This is a genomic window from Aeromonas sp. FDAARGOS 1416 (genome assembly GCF_019048085.1).
Classification (GTDB): Bacteria; Pseudomonadota; Gammaproteobacteria; order Enterobacterales; family Aeromonadaceae; genus Aeromonas; species Aeromonas veronii.
Map to the genome: position 1 here is coordinate 4,050,254 of NZ_CP077301.1, position 14,747 is coordinate 4,065,000.

Sequence of the window (14,747 nt, forward strand, 5' to 3'; positions counted from 1 at the left end):
TAGCCTGATAAAACAGGCTAGGGCTGGTGAATTTTTGTTCACCAGCCTTTTTGCGCTGTAGACTGAGAGCATTTCACACCGTTTACGACTCTCGGTGCACCAGCAATCCGGACTGTCTTCTTTCGTCCGGGCCAACACAAAACGGTGTTGAGACAGAGCTGTCCCGCGGGACAGAGTGGGTCACTTATCAGCGAGCTGAGGAACCCTATGGTTTACTCTTATACCGAAAAAAAACGCATTCGTAAGGACTTCGGTAAGCGAGACCAGGTACTGGACACGCCTTATCTGTTGTCCATTCAGCTGGACTCCTTCAAGCAGTTCATCGAGGCTGACCCGGAAGGTGAATATGGCCTAGAGGCCGCTTTCCGTAGCGTTTTCCCGATCACCAGTTACTCCGGTAGTGCTGAGCTTCAGTATGTCAGCTATCGCCTGGGTGAGCCGGTATTTGACGTAAAAGAATGCCAGATCCGTGGAGTGACCTACTCCGCGCCGCTGCGTGTCAAGCTTCGTATGGTTCTGTACGACCGTGAAGCAGCTGCCGGCACCGTCAAAGACATCAAGGAACAAGAAGTATACATGGGCGAAATTCCGCTCATGACCGAGAACGGCACCTTTGTTATCAATGGTACCGAGCGGGTTATCGTCTCCCAGCTGCACCGCAGCCCGGGCGTCTTCTTCGACCACGATAAAGGCAAAACTCATTCATCCGGTAAGGTACTGTATAACGCTCGCGTTATCCCCTACCGTGGCTCCTGGCTGGACTTCGAGTTTGATGCGAAAGACAACCTGTTTGTCCGTATCGACCGTCGTCGCAAACTGCCAGCATCCATTATTCTGCGCGCCCTGGACTTCACTTCCGAACAAATCCTGGCCACCTTCTTCGAGACCATCGGTTTTGAAGTAAAAGATGGCAAGTTGATGATGGATCTGGTGCCGGAGCGTCTGCGTGGTGAAACTGCGACCTTTGACATCGTGGCCAATGGCGCCGTGGTGGTTGAGACCGGTCGTCGTGTGACTGCGCGTCACATCCGTCAGTTGGAAAAAGATGCCGTTACCCAGATTGAGGTACCGGTTGAGTATGTTGTTGGCAAAGTTGCTGCCAAGGACTACGCACATCCGCAAACTGGCGAGATGGTCGTGACCGCCAACCAGGCGCTGAGCCTGGAAGCGATCGCCAACCTGTCCCAAGCCGGCTTCAAGCATTTCGAGGTTCTGTTCACCAACGAACTGGATCACGGTGCTTACATGTCCGAGACCCTGCGTGTCGACTCCAGCTCCAACCGTTTGGAAGCGCTGGTCGAGATCTATCGCATGATGCGTCCGGGCGAGCCGCCTACTCGCGAAGCTGCAGAACAGCTGTTCGAAAACCTGTTCTTCTCCGCCGAGCGTTACGACCTGTCTACCGTAGGTCGGATGAAGTTCAACCGCCGTCTGGGTCGTGAAGACGAGACTGGCGCTGGTGTACTGACCAAAGACGACATCGTCGATGTGATGAAGCGCCTGATCGACATCCGTAACGGTAACGACGAAGTGGACGATATCGACCACTTGGGTAACCGTCGTATCCGTTCTGTCGGTGAAATGGCTGAAAACCAGTTCCGCGTCGGTCTGGTGCGTGTCGAGCGTGCGGTCAAGGAGCGTCTCTCCCTGGGCGACCTAGACACCCTGATGCCGCAGGATCTGATCAACGCCAAGCCGATCTCCGCCGCAGTCAAAGAGTTCTTTGGTTCCAGCCAGCTGTCCCAGTTTATGGACCAGAACAACCCGCTCTCCGAAGTGACCCACAAGCGTCGTATTTCCGCGCTGGGCCCGGGCGGTTTGACTCGTGAGCGTGCCGGCTTTGAAGTCCGAGACGTACACCCGACCCACTACGGTCGTCTGTGCCCTATCGAGACTCCTGAAGGTCCGAACATCGGTCTGATCAACTCTCTGTCCGTGTACTCTCGTACCAACGAGTACGGTTTCCTCGAGACCCCGTACCGTAAGGTCATTGACGGTGTGATCACCGACGAAGTGGACTACCTGTCTGCTATTGAAGAAGGCAAGTACGTGATCGCACAGGCTAACGCTGCGACCACCGAAGATGGCCGTCTGAAAGATGAATTGATCCCGTGCCGTCACAAAGGTGAATCCACCTTTATGAACGCCGACCAGATCCAGTATATGGACGTGAGCCCGCAGCAGATCGTATCTGTGGCCGCTGCTCTGATCCCGTTCTTGGAACACGATGACGCGAACCGCGCATTGATGGGTTCAAACATGCAACGTCAGGCTGTACCGACTCTGCGTGCTGACAAGCCGCTGGTCGGTACCGGTATGGAACGCGCTGTGGCCGTTGACTCCGGTGTAACCGTAGTGGCCAAGCGTGGCGGCGTAATCGACTATGTCGATGCCTCCCGTATCGTCCTGAAGGTCAATGAAGATGAGCTGATGCCAGGCGAAGCCGGTATCGACATCTACAACCTGACCAAATACACCCGTTCCAACCAGAACACCTGTATCAACCAGCGTCCTTGCGTGATGTTGGGTGAGCCGGTCATGGCTGGCGACGTACTGGCTGACGGCCCGTCCACCGATCTGGGTGAACTGGCGCTGGGTCAGAACATGCGCGTCGCGTTCATGCCGTGGAACGGTTACAACTTCGAAGACTCGATCCTGGTGAACGAGCGTGTTGTTCAGGAAGATCGCCTGACCACCATCCATATCCAGGAACTGGCCTGTATCTCCCGTGACACCAAGCTGGGTCCGGAAGAGATCACTGCTGACATCCCGAACGTGGGTGAAGCCGCTCTGTCCAAGCTGGACGAGTCCGGTATCGTCTACGTGGGTGCCGAAGTGAAGGGCGGCGATATTCTGGTCGGTAAGGTAACCCCGAAAGGTGAAACCCAGCTGACGCCGGAAGAAAAGCTGCTGCGCGCCATCTTCGGTGAGAAGGCGTCCGATGTGAAGGACTCCTCCCTGCGTGTACCGAACGGTGTGTACGGTACCGTGGTTGACGTGCAAGTCTTTACCCGCGATGGCGTGGAAAAAGACAAGCGCGCCAAAGAAATCGAAGAGATGCAGCTGAAGGAAGCGAAGAAGGACTTGACCGAAGAGTTCAAGATCCTGGAAGACGGTATTTTCGGCCGCTCCCGCAACCTGCTGCTGGCCGCCGGTTACAGCGAAGATCGTCTGAACAAGCTCGATCGTTCCAAGTGGTTTGAACTGGCCATCGAAGATGAAGCCAAGCAGACCGAACTGGAGCAGATCGCTGAACAGCACGTTGAGCTGAAAGCCGAGTTCGACAAGAAGTTCGAGAACAAGCGTCGCAAGATTATCCAGGGTGATGATCTGGCGCCGGGCGTACTGAAAATCGTCAAGGTTTATCTGGCAGTCAAGCGTCGCATCCAGCCGGGTGACAAGATGGCGGGCCGTCACGGTAACAAGGGTGTTATCTCCAAGATCTGTCCGGTCGAGGATATGCCTCATGACGAGTTCGGCCGTCCGGTCGACATCGTACTGAACCCGCTGGGCGTACCATCCCGTATGAACATCGGTCAGATCCTCGAAGTGCACCTGGGCCTTGCGGCCAAGGGGATCGGCGAGAAGATCGATCGCATGGTCAAAGAGCAGCGCGAGCTGCACGAGATGCGCAACTTCCTGCAACAGGTCTATGACCTGGGCGAGAAGGACACCCAGCAAGTGAACATCGCCGAACTGTCTGACGACGACGTACGTACCCTGGTGGGTAACCTGCGTAAGGGTCTGCCGGTTGCTACTCCGGTCTTTGATGGTGCCAAAGAGCGCGAAATCAAAGCCCTGCTGAAGCTGGCCGATCTGCCGGAATCAGGTCAGATTGATCTGTTCGATGGCCGTACCGGTAACCGCTTCGAGCGTAAAGTAACCGTTGGTTACATGTACATGCTCAAGCTGAACCACTTGGTCGACGACAAGATGCACGCGCGTTCTACCGGTTCTTACAGCCTGGTTACCCAGCAGCCGCTGGGTGGTAAGGCTCAGTTCGGTGGTCAGCGTTTCGGTGAGATGGAAGTGTGGGCCCTGGAGGCTTACGGTGCGGCATATACCCTGCAGGAAATGCTGACCGTCAAGTCTGACGATGTGAATGGCCGTACCAAGATGTATAAGAACATCGTGGATGGCGACCACCGTATGGAGCCGGGCATGCCCGAATCCTTCAACGTATTGCTGAAGGAAATCCGCTCTCTGGGTATCAACATCGAGCTGGACGAAGAGTAAGAGCTCGCTCTTATTGTTCGAGAATTGACGTGGGCGCCCCGCTGTTTTGGCAGCCGGGGCGCCGAGGTTAGACTCCTGACAGGGGAAACACGTGAAAGACTTACTCAAGTTTTTGAAGGCTCAGACCAAGACCGAAGAGTTTGACAGTATCAAGATCGGTCTGGCCTCTCCTGACATGATCCGCTCCTGGTCATTCGGTGAGGTCAAAAAGCCTGAGACCATCAACTACCGGACTTTCAAGCCGGAGCGTGATGGTCTGTTCTGCGCCCGTATCTTCGGACCGGTGAAGGACTACGAGTGTCTGTGCGGCAAGTACAAGCGCCTGAAACACCGTGGTGTGATCTGTGAGAAGTGCGGCGTTGAAGTGACCCAGACCAAGGTCCGTCGTGAGCGTATGGGCCACATCGAGCTGGCCAGCCCGACTGCCCACATCTGGTTCCTGAAGTCCCTGCCGTCCCGTATCGGTCTGCTGCTGGACATGACCCTGCGCGACATTGAGCGCGTGCTCTACTTCGAATCTTTCGTCGTAATCGAGCCGGGCATGACCAACCTCGAACGCAGCCAGATGCTCTCTGAAGAGCAGTACCTGGATGCGCTGGAAGAGTGGGGCGACGAATTTGACGCCAAGATGGGGGCCGAAGCAATCCTGGCATTGCTGCGCGCTATCGATCTGGAAGGTGAAGTCAAAACCATGCGTGAGGAGCTGGATCAAACCAACTCCGAGACCAAGCGCAAGAAGACCACCAAGCGTCTGAAGCTGATGGAAGCTTTCCTGCAGTCCGGCAACAAGCCGGAGTGGATGATCATGACAGTGCTGCCTGTGCTGCCGCCGGACCTGCGTCCGCTGGTACCGCTGGACGGCGGCCGTTTCGCGACTTCCGATCTGAACGATCTGTACCGTCGCGTGATCAACCGTAACAACCGCTTGAAGCGTCTGCTGGATCTGGCTGCTCCGGACATCATCGTGCGCAACGAAAAGCGTATGCTGCAAGAGTCCGTCGATGCCCTGCTGGATAACGGCCGTCGTGGTCGTGCCATCACCGGTTCCAACAAGCGCCCGCTGAAATCCCTGGCCGACATGATCAAGGGTAAGCAGGGTCGTTTCCGTCAGAACCTGCTCGGTAAGCGTGTCGACTACTCCGGTCGTTCCGTTATCACCGTAGGCCCGACTCTGCGTCTGCATCAGTGCGGTCTGCCGAAGAAGATGGCTCTGGAACTGTTCAAGCCGTTCATCTATGGCAAGCTGGAAACCCGCGGTCTGGCGACCACTATCAAGGCCGCCAAGAAGATGGTGGAGCGCGAGGAAGCTGTCGTTTGGGATATCCTGGACGAAGTGATCCGCGAACACCCGGTTCTGCTGAACCGTGCACCGACTCTGCACCGTCTGGGTATCCAGGCATTCGAACCGACTCTGGTCGAAGGCAAGGCAATCCAGCTGCACCCGCTGGTTTGTGCTGCGTATAACGCGGACTTCGATGGTGACCAGATGGCGGTCCACGTACCGCTGACCCTGGAAGCCCAGCTGGAAGCGCGTGCGCTGATGATGTCTACCAACAACATCCTGTCGCCTGCCTCTGGTGAGCCGATCATCGTTCCTTCTCAGGACGTGGTCTTGGGTCTGTACTACATGACCCGTGCCCGTATCAACGCCAAAGGCGAAGGTATGGTGCTGGCCGGCCCGAAAGAAGCCGAGAAAGTATATCGCGCCGGCCTGGCCGATCTGCATGCTCGTGTGAAAGTACGTATTACCGAATACCTGCGTCAGGAAGACGGTTCTCTGCGTGAACACACCGAGATGAAGAACACCACCGTTGGTCGTGCGATCCTGAGCCTGATCCTGCCGAAAGGCATGGAATACGCCCTGATCGACGAGCCGAAGGTGCTGACTGCTGCCGAGCAGGCTGATCTGGATGCCAATCCGCAGAACTGGATCAAGTGCGTATCCAACAAGGCGCTGGGCAAAAAGCTCATCTCCCGTCTGCTGAACACCTGCTATCGCAAGCAGGGCCTGAAGGACACCGTTATCTTCGCTGACCAGCTGATGTATACCGGTTTCCACTACGCGGCCCTGTCCGGTGCTTCCGTTGGTATCGATGACATGGTCATCCCGGATGCCAAGAAAGACATCATTGCAGCAGCCGAAGCCGAAGTTGCCGAGATCCAGGACCAGTTCCTGTCAGGTCTGGTAACTGCGGGCGAGCGTTACAACAAGGTTATCGATATCTGGGCCAGCGCCAACGAGCGCGTCTCCAAGGCCATGATGGAGAACTTGTCCAAAGAGCGTAACGTCAACTCGCTGGGTGAAGAAGAAGAGCAGGCCTCGTTCAACAGCATCTTTATGATGGCCGACTCTGGTGCGCGTGGTTCCGCCGCCCAGATCCGTCAGCTGGCCGGTATGCGTGGCCTGATGGCCAAGCCGGATGGCTCCATCATCGAGACCCCGATCATCGCGAACTTCCGCGAAGGTCTGAACGTACTGCAGTACTTTATCTCTACCCACGGTGCTCGTAAGGGTCTGGCGGATACTGCACTGAAGACTGCGAACTCCGGTTACCTGACTCGTCGTCTGGTAGACGTGGCGCAGGACATGGTGATCACCGAGGACGATTGCGGCACTACCGACGGTCTGTGGATGACTCCGCTGATCGAGGGTGGCGACGTGGTCGAGCCGCTGCGTGAGCGCGTGCTGGGTCGTGTGGTGGCAGAAGATGTCATCAAGCCGGGTACCGAGGACGAGATCCTGGTTGCTCGCAACACCCTGCTCGACGAGCAGCTGTGTGACCTGCTGGAGCGTAACTCCGTTGACCGTGTGAAGGTACGTTCTGCCATCACCTGTGAAACCGACTTCGGTAACTGTGCTCACTGCTACGGCCGTGATCTGGCCCGTGGTCACCTGGTTAACAAGGGTGAGGCTGTCGGTGTTATCGCCGCCCAGTCCATCGGTGAACCGGGTACCCAGCTGACGATGCGTACGTTCCACATCGGTGGTGCTGCATCTCGTGCCGCTGCTGAAAGCAGCATCCAGGTCAAGAACACAGGTACCATCAAGCTGCAGAACGCCAAGTTCGTTCACAACAGCGATGACAAACTGGTTATCACCTCACGTTCTACCGAACTGACCATCATGGACGACATGGGCCGTACCAAGGAAAGCCACAAGCTGCCTTACGGTTCCGTGCTGGAAGTGAAGGACGGCCAGGCCGTGAGTGCTGGCGAGACCGTTGCCAACTGGGATCCGCACACCCACCCGATCATCACCGAAGTGGCAGGTCGCCTGCAGTTCGAACACATGATCGATGGTGTGACCATCACTCGTCAGACCGACGAGCTGACCGGTCTCTCTTCTATCGTTGTTCTGGACGTCAACGAGCGTCCGAGCGCCGGTAAAGAGATGCGTCCGACCGTTAAACTGGTCGACCTGAACGGCAAAGACGTGATGATCCCGGGTACCGATGTAGCCGCCCAGTACTTCCTGCCGGGCAAGGCGATCGTGAACCTGGAAGATGGTGCCAACGTGGGAGTGGGTGACGCGGTAGCGCGTATCCCGCAAGAGTCCGGCGGTACCAAGGACATCACCGGTGGTCTGCCGCGCGTTGCGGATCTGTTCGAAGCACGTCAACCGAAGGAACCGGCAATTCTGGCCGAGATCTCCGGTACCATCTCCTTCGGGAAAGAGACCAAGGGCAAACGCCGTCTGGTCATCACCCCGACCGATGGTGGCAACGTCTACGAAGAGATGATTCCGAAGTGGCGTAACCTGAACGTGTTCGAAGGTGAAAAAGTTGAGAAGGGTGAAGTGCTGGCGGACGGTCCTGAGTCTGCTCACGACATCCTGCGTCTGCGCGGTATCAGCCCGGTCGCCAACTACATCGCCAACGAAGTGCAGGACGTTTACCGTCTGCAAGGCGTTAAGATCAACGACAAGCACATCGAAGTCATCGTTCGTCAGATGCTGCGCAAGTGCGAGATCCTGAGCGCTGGCGATACCGATCTGATCGAAGGCGAACAGGTCGAAGTGGCTCGTGTGAAGATTGCCAACCGTAAGCTGGTTGCCGAGGGCAAGACCCCTGCGACCTACCGTCATGTACTGATGGGTATTACCAAGGCATCTCTGAGCACCGAGTCCTTCATCTCCGCGGCTTCCTTCCAGGAAACCACTCGCGTTCTGACCGAAGCCGCCGTAGGTGGCAAGCGTGATGAACTGCGTGGTCTGAAAGAGAACGTCATCGTGGGTCGTCTGATCCCGGCTGGTACCGGCTTTGCCTACCACCATAGCCGGATCAACCAGCGTGCTGCCGCAGCTCGTGCTGTTGGTACCCCGCAGGTGACCGCTGATGAAGCGGAGCAGAACCTGGCGGATCTGCTGAACGCAGCCGGTAGCTTCGACGAAGAGTAACTCGTCATCCGTGATTGAAAAGGGCTCCTTCAAGGAGCCCTTTTTGTTGGCCAATTCCTCGGCAAAGGTAGACGCAGCGCGGGTTTCAGGATGATCCAGAGCAAAGTTGTAGAGTAAAAAATCAAAAAAAGTTGACTTTACTCCCCTGCAATTTAAAACTCGGGAAAGTTGAATGGTTATTACAGGGGTAGAACATGACTGTCGGTATCGAGGAAGCCATGCTTCCCGAAGAACAGCTGATCAGCCGCACTTTTACAGATGAAGACAGGGAATTGTTGCGCTCATACGATGGGCTCATCGATGGTTTGGCCGAGCTGTTCGGCAAGCATTGTGAAGTGGTACTCCACTCCCTGGAAAATCTGCACGAGTCGGTGATCAAGATCGCCAACGGCTTCAATACCGGACGCACCCTCGGGGCGCCCATCACCGATCTCGCCCTGCGCATGCTCAAGGACATCGAGAGCACCGGCCAGGATTACACCCAGAGCTATTTCGCTCGCAGCCGTACCGGTGCGTTGATGAAGTCGAGCACCATCGCCATTCGCAACAGCGAGCGGCAAGTGGTGGGGCTGATCTGCATCAACCTGCACATCAATGCGCCTTTCCACGAGTTCGTGGCCGAATTTTTCCCGACGCCCCAGCAGGCGGCGCGTCAGTCACCAGAGACCTTCGCCAACAGCGTGGAAGAGCTGGTTGCCCAGACGGTGGATAACACCATCGACGAGATCAATCGCGATCCCACCGTGGCCAACAATGCCAAGAACCGCTTCATCGTGACCCAGCTGTTCGAGAAGGGCATTTTCGACATCAAGGATTCGATCAATCTGGTGGCGGACAAACTCAATATTTCAAAACATACCGTTTATCTTTACATCCGACAGCGCAAGCAGGGTGAAGACGAGAACGAGTAACTCATTCCAGAAGGGGATAGATGAATGGCTAAAGAAGTGATTGCAACCGACAAGGCGCCTGCCGCGATTGGTCCGTATGTTCAGGCTACCAAGGTTGGCGAGATGATCTTCACCTCCGGGCAGATCCCGCTCGATCCTGCCACCATGGAGATCGTGGCCGGCGGCATCGAAGAGCAGGCCGAACGGGTGATGAAGAATCTGGTTGCCGTGTTGCACGCTGCCGGTGCCGATGCCAGCAAAGTGGTCAAGACCACCTGCTTCCTGAGCGACATGAACAACTTCGTTGCCTTCAACCAGGTCTATGCCCGCTACTTTGGCGATGCGGCGCCAGCCCGCTCCTGCGTGGAGGTGGCTCGTCTGCCGAAAGATGTGCTGGTCGAGGTCGAGGCGATTGCCCATCTCTGATCAACAGATCGAATCAAGCCCCTCCTGGCAGGGGCTTTTTTGTTTTTGGCGTAAAATGGACTGGGTCAGCACAGGAGTCCTGCTATGAGTCTGAGTTTTGCCATCCTGGTCACGGGGCCTGCCTATGGCACCCAATCGGCCAGCACCGCCTATCGTTTTGCCCGCACCCTGTTGGCGCAGGGACATACCTTGTCCCACCTGTTCTTCTATCAGGACGGGGTCTGCAACGGCAACGGTTTGCATCTGCCTGCATCCGATGAGACTAACCTGGTGCGTCTGTGGCGAGAGCTGGCAGAAGAGCAGGGGATCCGTATCGACGTCTGTGTCGCCGCCGCCATGCGGCGCGGTGTGCTCGATGAGCAGGAGGCCAAGGGGGCGGGGCTGGTGCACTTCAATCTGCAACCGCCATTTTGTCTGAGTGGTCTGGGCCAGTTGGCCGAGGCTGCGCTCACTGCCGATCGACTGGTTCAGTTCTAGGGGGAGTCATGAGCAAGAAAATCGCCTTTATATGCAGTCGTGGTCCCCATGGCCATGCCGCCGGCCGGGAAGGACTGGATGCCCTGCTGGCCACCTCAGCCATGACCGATGAGCTGGCCCTCTTCCTGATTGGGGACGGTGTGCTGCAACTGCTCAAGGAGCAGCAGCCTGCCGCCATTTTGCAGCGCCACTACGCCCCCACCTTCAAAATGCTGGAACTCTACGACATCGAAGAGGTCTATGTTTGTGCTGACTCGCTGGCAGAGCGTGGCGTGACAGTGGATGATCTGCTGATCCCCGTCGAGAGTCTGCCGCGCCAGGAACTGGCTCGGCGCTGGGCACAATGTTCGACTCACATCAGCTTTTGAGGTCTCCATGTTGCATCTGATATTGAACTCTCCCTTTCAGAGTCAGGCTCTGGCAGAGGCGCTCTCATACCTTCAGCCCGAGGATGAGCTGGTACTGATGCAGGATGCCGTGATTGCGGCATCGGCTCCCCAGTGGATAGAGCGGTTGGCGGGTATCCCGCTGTATGTGATGCAGGAAGATCTGCAAGCCCGCGGTTTGCTGCATCGGGTGGGCAATGTGCTCGATATGGCGGGTCTGGTGGCACTGATTGCGCAAAAAGGTTCCCCGCGCACCTGGGGTGGTTGAGAAGCACATTTCCAAGAAAATTCAAGGTGATGTCGTGAAATCAAACGGATCCGAATTGCCCTTTTGTGACGCAAATTGTATAAATCTTGACTCCCCAGACAACAGGGCATAAAATTTCGCGTCCCCGTATCTGCGGGGAGGATTTTCCACACGTTTATGAAGTCATTATCAGGAGCCTTTTGATGGCAACTATTAACCAGTTGGTTCGCAAGCCACGCATCAAGCTCGTTGTGAAAAGCAACGTGCCGGCGCTGGAAGCGTGCCCTCAGAAGCGTGGCGTATGCACTCGTGTATATACCACCACCCCGAAGAAGCCTAACTCTGCACTGCGTAAAGTGTGCCGTGTACGTCTGACCAACGGCTTCGAAGTCACCTCCTACATCGGCGGTGAAGGTCACAACCTGCAAGAGCACTCTGTTGTTCTGATCCGTGGCGGTCGTGTAAAAGACTTGCCAGGTGTTCGTTATCACACCGTTCGTGGTGCGTTGGACTGTGCCGGTGTTAAAGACCGTAAGCAGGCTCGCTCCAAGTATGGCGTGAAGCGTCCTAAAGCTTAATGGTTCTCCGTTAAGTAAGGCCAAACGTTAATTCGTTTCTAGTTAGATAGCTTTCTAGTTTTGGGTAATCCCTGAAGTTACGGAGAATTTGAAATGCCAAGACGTCGTGTTGTTGGTCAGCGTAAAATCCTGCCAGATCCCAAGTTCGGATCAGAGCTGCTGGCTAAATTTGTCAACGTAGTAATGGTTGACGGTAAGAAATCTGTTGCAGAAGCCATTGTTTATGGCGCCCTGGACATCATTGCCACCAAATCTGGCAAAGAGCACCTGGCCGTATTCGAAGAAGCTCTGGATAACATTCGTCCGGCGGTCGAGGTTAAATCTCGTCGCGTCGGTGGTGCAACCTATCAGGTGCCGGTAGAAGTTCGTCCGGTACGTCGCAATGCCCTGGCAATGCGCTGGTTGGTTGATGCCGCTCGTAAACGTGGTGAAAAATCAATGGCTCAGCGTTTGGCTGGCGAGCTGCTGGATGCCGCTGAGAACAAGGGTTCGTCTGTCAAGAAACGTGAAGACGTACACCGTATGGCTGAAGCGAACAAGGCTTTCGCTCACTTCCGCTGGTAATCCGCTTGCGCAGGGTCTTTGGGCTCTGCGCACCTTTAATTATCTAGGGACAAGCGCCTTAGTAAGAGGATGACAATGGCTCGTACAACCCCCATTGAGCGTTATCGTAACATCGGTATCTCCGCTCACATTGACGCCGGTAAGACTACTACTACCGAGCGTGTACTGTTTTACACCGGTGTAAGCCACAAAATCGGTGAAGTTCACGATGGCGCTGCCACCATGGACTGGATGGAACAGGAACAAGAGCGTGGTATCACCATCACCTCCGCCGCGACCACTGCTTTCTGGTCCGGTATGGGTAAACAGTTCCAACCGCACCGTATCAACATCATCGATACCCCCGGCCACGTTGACTTTACTATCGAAGTAGAGCGCTCCATGCGTGTTCTGGACGGTGCCGTGATGGTTTACTGTGCCGTAGGTGGCGTACAGCCACAGTCTGAAACCGTATGGCGTCAGGCTAACAAGTACAAGGTTCCCCGTATCGCGTTCGTCAACAAGATGGACCGTACCGGTGCCAACTTCCTGCGTTGTGTTGAGCACATCAAGACCCGTCTGAAAGGCAACCCGGTTCCGCTTCAGCTGAACATCGGCTCTGAAGAGAACTTCAAGGGTGTTGTTGACCTGATCAAGATGAAGGCCATCAACTGGAATGAAGCTGATCAGGGCGTCACCTTCGACTACGAAGATGTGCCGGCCGAGCTGCTGGAACAGGCGCAAGAAATGCGCATGAATCTGGTTGAAGCCGCTGCTGAAGCGTCTGAAGACCTGATGGAAAAATACTTGGGCGGCGAAGAGCTGACCGAGGAAGAGATCAAGAAAGCTCTGCGTCAGCGCGTGCTGAACAACGAAATCATCCTGGTAACCTGTGGCTCCGCGTTCAAGAACAAGGGCGTACAGGCGATGCTGGATGCGGTTGTTGAGTACCTGCCGGCTCCGACCGACGTAGCTGCTATCGACGGCCTGAAGATGGACGGCGAGACCAAAGACGAGCGTCATGCTTCTGATGACGAGCCGTTCTCTGCTCTGGCGTTCAAGATTGCCACCGACCCGTTCGTTGGTAACCTGACCTTCTTCCGCGTCTACTCCGGTGTTGTTAACTCCGGTGACTCCGTGCTGAACTCCGTTAAGGACAAGCGCGAGCGTTTCGGCCGTATCGTTCAGATGCACGCCAACAAACGTGAAGAGATCAAAGAAGTTCGCGCAGGTGACATCGCTGCTGCCATCGGTCTGAAAGACGTGACCACTGGTGACACCCTGTGTGACGAAAAAGCGCCGATCATCCTCGAGCGTATGGAATTCCCGGAGCCGGTAATCTCCATCGCGGTTGAGCCGAAAACCAAGGCTGACCAGGAGAAGATGGGCCTGGCACTGGGCCGTCTGGCTCAGGAAGACCCGTCCTTCCGCGTATGGACTGACGAAGAGTCAGGTCAAACCATCATCGCCGGTATGGGTGAGCTGCACCTGGACATCATCGTTGACCGTATGCGTCGCGAGTTCAAGGTTGAAGCCAACGTAGGTAAGCCGCAGGTTGCCTACCGTGAAACCATCCGCGCCACCGTTAAAGACATCGAAGGCAAGCATGCCAAGCAGTCTGGTGGTCGTGGTCAGTACGGTCACGTTGTGATCGACATGTACCCGTTGGAAGAAGGCAAGGGTTACGAGTTCGTCAACGACATCAAAGGCGGTGTCATTCCTGGCGAATTCATCCCGGGCGTTGACAAAGGTATCCAGGAGCAGCTCAAGACTGGTCCGCTGGCTGGTTACCCGGTTATGGATCTGGGCGTGCGTCTGCACTTCGGTTCTTACCACGATGTCGACTCTTCCGAACTGGCGTTCAAGATCGCTGCTTCCATGGCATTCAAGGCTGGCTTCATGAAGGCCAACCCGGTTCTGCTGGAACCGATCATGAAAGTAGAAGTCGAAACTCCGGAAGATTACATGGGCGACGTTATCGGTGACCTGAACCGTCGTCGCGGCCTGATCGAAGGTATGGAAGACGGTCCGTCTGGCAAGATTGTTCGTGCCATGGTTCCGTTGGCCGAGATGTTCGGTTACGCCACTGACCTGCGTTCTGCCACTCAGGGTCGCGCCTCCTACGCAATGGAATTCGGTAAGTACGCTGATGCCCCGAACAACATTGCTCAGGCTGTGATCGAAGAGCGCAAATCCAAGTAATTTAAGATTCCCCGCCTACGACGGTAGGCGGGTTTAACCTAGAAGGACTACGTCGTGTCTAAAGAAAAATTTGAGCGTAATAAACCGCACGTAAACGTCGGCACCATCGGCCACGTTGACCACGGTAAAACCACCCTGACTGCAGCTATCACCAACGTGCTGGCCAAGCACTTCGGTGGTAAAGCTTTCGCCTTCGACCAGATCGACAAGGCACCGGAAGAGCGTGAGCGTGGTATCACCATCAACACCTCCCACGTAGAATACGACACCGCTACCCGTCACTACGCCCACGTAGACTGCCCGGGTCACGCCGACTACGTTAAAAACATGATCACCGGTGCTGCCCAGATGGACGGCGCGATCCTG

11 protein-coding genes (1 of these 11 cut by a window edge) are annotated in these 14,747 nt (G+C 55.9%); all 11 read left to right on the forward strand.

The window, feature by feature from the left end; genetic code table 11:
- Positions 1–207: 207 nt before the first annotated feature.
- Positions 208–4,236: a DNA-directed RNA polymerase subunit beta gene (gene rpoB, locus I6L46_RS18460; RefSeq protein ID WP_128816133.1), complete on the forward strand. Its 4,029-nt coding sequence runs from the start codon at positions 208–210 to the stop codon at positions 4,234–4,236.
- Between the two features lie 91 nt (positions 4,237–4,327).
- The gene (gene rpoC, locus I6L46_RS18465) at positions 4,328–8,632 is read left to right on the forward strand and encodes a DNA-directed RNA polymerase subunit beta' (RefSeq protein ID WP_005339899.1); all 4,305 of its coding nucleotides are present in this window, start codon (positions 4,328–4,330) and stop codon (positions 8,630–8,632) included.
- A gap of 194 nt (positions 8,633–8,826) precedes the next feature.
- Complete coding sequence (locus tag I6L46_RS18470; protein WP_005339902.1) at positions 8,827–9,543, forward strand: transcriptional regulator; 717 nt, start codon at positions 8,827–8,829, stop codon at positions 9,541–9,543.
- Positions 9,544–9,567: 24 nt separating this feature from the next.
- A complete protein-coding gene (locus I6L46_RS18475; protein ID WP_005339904.1) occupies positions 9,568–9,948 on the forward strand; it encodes a RidA family protein in 381 nt (126 codons plus the stop codon).
- Positions 9,949–10,032: 84 nt separating this feature from the next.
- Positions 10,033–10,425 carry a sulfurtransferase complex subunit TusD gene (gene tusD, locus I6L46_RS18480; protein ID WP_216976654.1) on the forward strand — a complete coding sequence of 131 codons (393 nt, stop codon included), beginning with the start codon at positions 10,033–10,035 and terminating at the stop codon, positions 10,423–10,425.
- Between the two features lie 8 nt (positions 10,426–10,433).
- Complete coding sequence (gene tusC / locus I6L46_RS18485; RefSeq protein WP_005341830.1) at positions 10,434–10,793, forward strand: sulfurtransferase complex subunit TusC; 360 nt, start codon at positions 10,434–10,436, stop codon at positions 10,791–10,793.
- Between the two features lie 7 nt (positions 10,794–10,800).
- Positions 10,801–11,079: a sulfurtransferase complex subunit TusB gene (tusB, locus tag I6L46_RS18490; RefSeq protein ID WP_204384624.1), complete on the forward strand. Its 279-nt coding sequence runs from the start codon at positions 10,801–10,803 to the stop codon at positions 11,077–11,079.
- A gap of 182 nt (positions 11,080–11,261) precedes the next feature.
- Positions 11,262–11,636: a 30S ribosomal protein S12 gene (rpsL, locus tag I6L46_RS18495; RefSeq protein ID WP_005306278.1), complete on the forward strand. Its 375-nt coding sequence runs from the start codon at positions 11,262–11,264 to the stop codon at positions 11,634–11,636.
- Between the two features lie 93 nt (positions 11,637–11,729).
- Positions 11,730–12,200: a 30S ribosomal protein S7 gene (rpsG, locus tag I6L46_RS18500; protein WP_040067654.1), complete on the forward strand. Its 471-nt coding sequence runs from the start codon at positions 11,730–11,732 to the stop codon at positions 12,198–12,200.
- Positions 12,201–12,275: 75 nt separating this feature from the next.
- Positions 12,276–14,381: an elongation factor G gene (fusA, locus tag I6L46_RS18505; RefSeq protein WP_216976656.1), complete on the forward strand. Its 2,106-nt coding sequence runs from the start codon at positions 12,276–12,278 to the stop codon at positions 14,379–14,381.
- A gap of 54 nt (positions 14,382–14,435) precedes the next feature.
- Positions 14,436–14,747, forward strand: partial view of an elongation factor Tu gene (tuf, locus tag I6L46_RS18510; RefSeq protein ID WP_074042664.1) — the start only. It continues 873 nt past the right edge of the window; the window shows 312 of its 1,185 coding nt (coding positions 1–312); it begins with the start codon at positions 14,436–14,438; its stop codon lies off the right edge, out of view.

Excerpts from the sequence above, each read along its gene's own strand:
- rpoB (WP_128816133.1), top strand. The coding sequence starts at position 208 with ATGGTTTACTCTTATACCGAAAAAAAACGCATTCGTAAGGACTTCGGT.
- I6L46_RS18470 (WP_005339902.1), top strand. The coding sequence starts at position 8,827 with ATGACTGTCGGTATCGAGGAAGCCATGCTTCCCGAAGAACAGCTGATC.
- I6L46_RS18475 (WP_005339904.1), top strand. The coding sequence starts at position 9,568 with ATGGCTAAAGAAGTGATTGCAACCGACAAGGCGCCTGCCGCGATTGGT.
- tusD (WP_216976654.1), top strand. The coding sequence starts at position 10,033 with ATGAGTCTGAGTTTTGCCATCCTGGTCACGGGGCCTGCCTATGGCACC.
- tusC (WP_005341830.1), top strand. The coding sequence starts at position 10,434 with ATGAGCAAGAAAATCGCCTTTATATGCAGTCGTGGTCCCCATGGCCAT.
- tusB (WP_204384624.1), top strand. The coding sequence starts at position 10,801 with ATGTTGCATCTGATATTGAACTCTCCCTTTCAGAGTCAGGCTCTGGCA.
- rpsL (WP_005306278.1), top strand. The coding sequence starts at position 11,262 with ATGGCAACTATTAACCAGTTGGTTCGCAAGCCACGCATCAAGCTCGTT.
- rpsG (WP_040067654.1), top strand. The coding sequence starts at position 11,730 with ATGCCAAGACGTCGTGTTGTTGGTCAGCGTAAAATCCTGCCAGATCCC.
- fusA (WP_216976656.1), top strand. The coding sequence starts at position 12,276 with ATGGCTCGTACAACCCCCATTGAGCGTTATCGTAACATCGGTATCTCC.